The organism is Photobacterium sp. OFAV2-7 (genome assembly GCF_022347985.1).
Classification (GTDB): domain Bacteria; phylum Pseudomonadota; class Gammaproteobacteria; order Enterobacterales; family Vibrionaceae; genus Photobacterium.
Genome location: NZ_JAKRFQ010000344.1, coordinates 1 through 5,044, shown reverse-complemented (window position 1 = coordinate 5,044; position 5,044 = coordinate 1). Strand labels below are relative to the sequence as shown.

General features: G+C 53.1%; 2 protein-coding genes and 1 pseudogene. All 3 read right to left on the bottom strand.

Annotated features, from left to right (window positions below):
• Positions 1-588 (bottom strand): annotated as a pseudogene (locus MHN01_RS16325) (sodium:proline symporter); the annotation flags it as partial.
• A gap of 96 nt (positions 589-684) precedes the next feature.
• Positions 685-1,383, bottom strand: a complete 699-nt coding sequence (locus tag MHN01_RS16320) for an aldehyde dehydrogenase family protein (RefSeq protein WP_239412312.1) — start codon at positions 1,381-1,383, stop codon at positions 685-687.
• 28 nt (positions 1,384-1,411) lie between these two features.
• A complete protein-coding gene (putA, locus tag MHN01_RS16315; RefSeq protein WP_239412311.1) occupies positions 1,412-4,540 on the bottom strand; it encodes a bifunctional proline dehydrogenase/L-glutamate gamma-semialdehyde dehydrogenase PutA in 3,129 nt (1,042 codons plus the stop codon).
• Between the last annotated feature and the right edge of the window lie 504 nt (positions 4,541-5,044).

The window sequence follows — 5,044 nt, the reverse complement described above, 5'->3', positions numbered from 1 at the left end:
CGACATCAGCAGGCCCTGAACCAGGTCAGTCCATGACACTGCTAGGAAACCACCGAACAATGTATACGAAACCACACAAATCGTACCGATAACTACAGCAACGGTATAGTCAAGGCCGAATACAGTTTCAAACAGCTTACCACCGGCAACCAAACCTGAACTGGTATAGAAAAGGAAGAACAGCAAGATAAAGAATGCTGAAATGGTTTGGATCAGTTTAGATTTATCGTCAAAACGGCGAGCCAGGAACTCAGGCAGAGTCAACGCATTATCCGTGGTAATACTGTAAGTACGTAGGCGCTTGGCACAAATCAGCCAGTTTAGCCAAGTACCGATAAGCAGGCCGCCAGCCAGCCATAGTGATTCCATCCCTGCGGCATAGGCATAACCCGGCAGACCCAGTAGCAACCAGCCACTCATATCAGATGCACCGGCAGACAGAGCTGCAGGCCAAGGTCCCAGCGTACGGCCGCCAAGGAAATAGTCGGCGGAGTTAGCTGTTCGCTTGTAGGCAATGTAACCAATTGCCAGCATACCGATCAGATAAACGATAAACGTTCCTGTAATAGCAAAGCTATTTTCTATCATTGTTGAGTTCCCTCACTTAGAGCCCCTGTCCATAGCAGGGGCTTTTTGTTTATTGTGCTGAAAAATTTTCAGCTGAGCTGTTTTGAACAACTCGCGTTAGTGTTCTTCACCACTCCCCAATTCAAGCAAGGTCGCGTTTCCGCCAACTGCTGTGATATTGATGGTCCGTGTCCTTTCGGTCACGAAACGCAGTGAGTACGTAGGGCTACCGATAACAGGCAGTGACTCACAATCAGTCTCGCTGATCAATTGAGCCAGCAACCCGTCACGGGCAGCCAATTGGCGCGCCAGCGCCTGTGATGTTGATAGCTTCCCGGCATACGCCACACCGGCTATCGCCGGATGGCTCACCAGATCGGCAAGCTGATCGCTATCAATTGCGGTGACAACACCGCGAGCACAGCCGCTTTTCTCCAGCTGTGCAACCAGTTCACCCGCCGACAGCACATAGTCTGACGGTAGGCAAACAAAAACCGTATTTCCGGTAACCAGTGCCGCCGCAATTTGGCCGACAACAGCAACCAGTGATGTCTCGACATCGGCAGTCACAATGAAGCTACCGCGGCCTGCGCAATATAGCTCGTTAGTCTCCCCGGTCGGCCCCGGCATCAACAGAGTCTCTGCCACATGCTCGTTGGCGTTGTGACATTGGTAAGTCACCATGGCCCGCACCTCAGGAGCCAGCTCTTCCGTCCAGCGTCCCAGGATTTGTGAGCGAGCCTCATAGCCCAAGCCATTCCACCCTTCCCAGGCTGCTGAGCTGTTATCTACCATTGCTTGAATACTTGTCGTCATAGCTATTTCCTTCTCAACTCAGCGGCCGTTAAGCGTTAAACACATCTTGGGTGAAACGATACAGGTAGTGCGGACCACCGGCTTTCGGACCGGTTCCCGACAATCCCTGCCCGCCAAACGGCTGTACACCGACCACGGCACCAACCTGATCACGGTTGATATAGCAGTTACCGACACGAGCACGACGTTCAATATGGCAATAGGTACGCTCGTTTCGGCTATGAACCCCCATCGTCAGGCCAAAGCCGGTATTGTTGATTTGATCAATCACCTGCTCCAGCTCGCTGGCCTTGAAGCGAACGATATGAAGGATCGGACCGAAGTTTTCATTCTTCAGCACATCAATACTGCTGATCTCAAACGCCGTCGGGGCAACAAAATCACCGTGCAGGCACTCCTCACCCAGCTTCGCCTGCGCCACCACCTTGGCCTGATTTTTCAGAGACTCAATATGGGTCAGCAGCTTTTCACGGGCGCCGGTATCAATCACCGGACCGACATCGGTACTGTGCAGCTCAGGCCTGCCCACCGACAGCTCATCCATCGCCCCCTTGATAAGGGAAGTAATGCGATCGGCAATATCTTCCTGGACAAACAGCACCCGAAGGGCCGAACAACGCTGACCGGCAGATGCAAAGGCCGAACGAACCACATCACGAACAACCTGCTCGGGCAGGGCCGTACTGTCGACAATCATCGCGTTCTGGCCACCAGTCTCGGCAATAAACGCCGCCGGTTCACAATCACGTGCCGCCAGCGAACGATTAATACGCTGCGCGGTCTCGGTCGAACCGGTAAAAGCCACCCCGGCAATACGCGGATCCGATGTCAGCGGCGCCCCCACCTGTGCCCCTGTTCCCGGAAGGAACTGGATAGCCCCGGCCGGCACCCCTGCTTCCAGCATCAGCTCAATCGCCCTGAAGGCAATCAGTGATGTCTGCTCGGCAGGTTTTGTAACGACCGTGTTACCCGCTACCAGCGCAGCCGACACCTGGCCGAGGAAAATCGCCAGCGGGAAGTTCCACGGGCTGATGCAGGCAAACACACCGCGTCCCTGGTAGCTCAGCAACTTGGCTGTGCCGTCAAAGCCGGTAATCTGCTTCGGCTCGGCAAAGTCCGTCGCCGCCTGATCGGCATAGAAGCGACAGAAATCAACCGCCTCGCGAATTTCATCAATGCTGTCCTGAATCGTCTTGCCCGCCTCGCGGTGGCAAAGCGCGACCAGCTCACCGGTATGTGCTTCCAGCAAATCCGCCAGACGAACCAGGCTTTGGGCACGTTCACCAGCCGGCAACTGTGACCAGCTCGGATACGCCTCGGCCGCAACGGAAATGGCGGCCTCTACCTGCTCGGCACTGGCAAAGTCCACGCTGCCCACGGCTTCACGGCGGTCATAAGGCGCTGTAACAGCCTGCTTCTCACCAGACAGTTTTTCACCATTGATGATAGGACCGGCCTGCCACTGGTGCTGGGCAAATGCCTTGACCGACTCCGAGAACGGACGCCATTCCGACTCGATATCAATATTAATCCCTGCCGAGTTCTTACGCTGTTCACCGAAGATTTGCGGTGGCAGCGGGATCAGGGCGTTATGTAATGTCGGCCGGGACAATAGCTCGTCAACCGGATGCTGGGTCAGAGACTCAACCGGACAGTTGGCATCGACCAGACGGTGGACAAACGAGCTGTTGGCACCATTTTCCAGTAGACGACGAACCAGGTACGGCAACAAATCTTTATGGCTGCCAACCGGCGCATAGATACGCACGTTCACATTGTGCATCTCCATCACATGGTTATAGAGGGCATCGCCCATACCATGCAGACGCTGGAATTCGTAATCCTTATTTGAGCTTGCCATGGCAACAATCGCCGACACCGTGTGGGCGTTGTGGCTGGCAAACTGCGGATAAATCAGACCACGCAGGTGCTCGGACAGCAGGAACCGGGCACAAGCCAGATAAGAGCTGTCAGTCGCTTCCTTACGGGTGAACACTGGGTAACCAGAAAAACCGCTCTGTTGCGATAGCTTCAGCTCGCTGTCCCAATACGCTCCTTTCACCAAACGCAGCGGGATCACGTCCCCCTGTTGCTTGCTCAGTGCTGCCAGCCATGCCAATACCGGAAGCGCGCGCTTTGAGTAAGCCTGCACAACCAAACCAAAGCGTCCCCAGCCACGAACTTCGTCCGAGCGGTAAAGCTTTTCGAACAGCTTTAGCGACAGTTCCAGACGATCCGCTTCTTCGGCATCAATCGTGATCCCGACATTCAGCTCGCGGGCACGCTTAAGCAGCGACAGCACCGACTCATACATCTCATCCAGTACACGGGTCTCATTAGCCACGTCGTAACGAGGGTGCAGCGCCGACAGCTTGATCGATACCGTCGGATCCGGCGATTTTGCATTGCTGCCCTTCTGGCTCGAATAGGCATCGCGTCCGACTGCCTCGATAGCCATGATGTAATCTTTGAAATACTTCTGGGCATCCTGCGCTGTCAAAGCAGCTTCACCCAACATGTCAAACGAGTAGGTGAACCCTTGGTCTCGCTTGTCTTTACCGTTTTTCATTGCTTCGGCAATGGTGCGGCCAAGGACAAACTGGTGGCCCATGATTTTCATCGCCTGGTTCATTGCCTGGCGGATCACCGGCTCGGACATTTTGTTCACCAGGCGGTTGATCACGTGGCTAGGTGTTCCATCCTCCCTGGCATCCATGGTGACCACTTTTCCGGTCAGCATCAGCCCCCAGGTCGAGGCATTCACGAACAACGAGTCCGAATTTTTCAGGTGCGACTTCCAGTCAGCGACACTCAGCTTGTCGCGGATCAACGCATCTGCCGTTGCTGCATCAGGAATACGCATCAGGGCCTCGGCAAGGCACATCAGCAAGATGCCTTCCTTGGTATCCAAACTGTATTCCAGCAACAACGCATCAATCATCTGAATCGCGTTCTGATCGGCACGAACACGCTCGATCAACGTCGCGGCCTGTTCCGTGGTGTGTTTACGTTCTTGCTCTGAAGGCTCAGCCAAAGGTATCAACTGTTTAAGCCACTGAGACTCATCAACAGAATAGAGCGGTGAAATCAATGTCCAGATTTCTTCCAATGGTCGCTCAATAAATGATGGCTGAAGTACATCTGCCGCATTGAACATAATCAATCCCTCAATAGTGAACCTGATTGAATACCAGTATCTATATCTACTAGGCGATCTCGCTCAGGTTAAATGTTACACCAGTGTTAGCATTGAGAGGATTCTATTTTCCGCCACGCCGAGAGTCTTGCTATATTCTCCGATAATTTTTAGGAAAAGTCCGTTTTTTAACAAAAATAGACACAAAACTACATCAAAAAGTTTAGTTTCATATAGCGAAACGCTAATTACAGTTACGTTAATAGCGTTATTGACTGGCCAGCCAATAGCGGTTGTCTGGAACGATGATCAAGAGAGGGAGAAACACTGCAGCGCGTCGTCGCACTTCGAAGAATCGCGGTAGGATGTGGCATCAATGGCTAACTGGAATTTTTTAAGCAAACCATTGATTAAGAATATTTTTATATACAACTACCGTTAGCTGTGAATTTTTCGGTAGCGGGCTGGCGGCATACCGTAGAGGCGAGAGAATGCCTGGGTAAAACTGCTTTGGCTGGCAAATCC

Coding starts and splice junctions, on each gene's coding strand:
- MHN01_RS16320 (WP_239412312.1), bottom strand. CDS start 1,383: ATGACGACAAGTATTCAAGCAATGGTAGATAACAGCTCAGCAGCCTGG.
- putA (WP_239412311.1), bottom strand. CDS start 4,540: ATGTTCAATGCGGCAGATGTACTTCAGCCATCATTTATTGAGCGACCA.